The organism is Psychrobacter sp. TB20-MNA-CIBAN-0197, from assembly GCF_040309765.1.
In the GTDB taxonomy this organism is placed as follows: domain Bacteria; phylum Pseudomonadota; class Gammaproteobacteria; order Pseudomonadales; family Moraxellaceae; genus Psychrobacter; species Psychrobacter submarinus.
In genome coordinates, this window is sequence record NZ_JBEOPC010000754.1 from 1 (window position 1) to 264 (window position 264).

Genomic DNA, 264 nt, shown 5'->3' on the forward strand with positions numbered 1-264 from the left:
GATTAATATTATAAATACGCGTTAAAAATGTTTCACTACTCATCGCTGGCATTATCCAATCGACAATAATGACTTTAAATTTTTCTTTATTCTGTTCAATAATATCAATAGCTTGCTTAGCAGACGAGCACGCAGTACATGCTAAACCCATAGCTGTAAACTGATTTTCAATTACTTTAAGGTCCTCTTCATTATCATCTATAATTAATACATCAAACGGATCAGTAAAGATTAGGTTAGGCGTATCATCAATCAACGCTTGGT

The 264-nt window shown here is 32.6% G+C and carries 1 protein-coding gene; it reads right to left on the minus strand.

Going from position 1 to position 264, the window contains the following annotated elements; genetic code table 11:
• The coding region (locus AAEY83_RS15850) for a response regulator (RefSeq protein ID WP_351060489.1) at nt 1-264 on the minus strand (264 nt) is incomplete at both ends.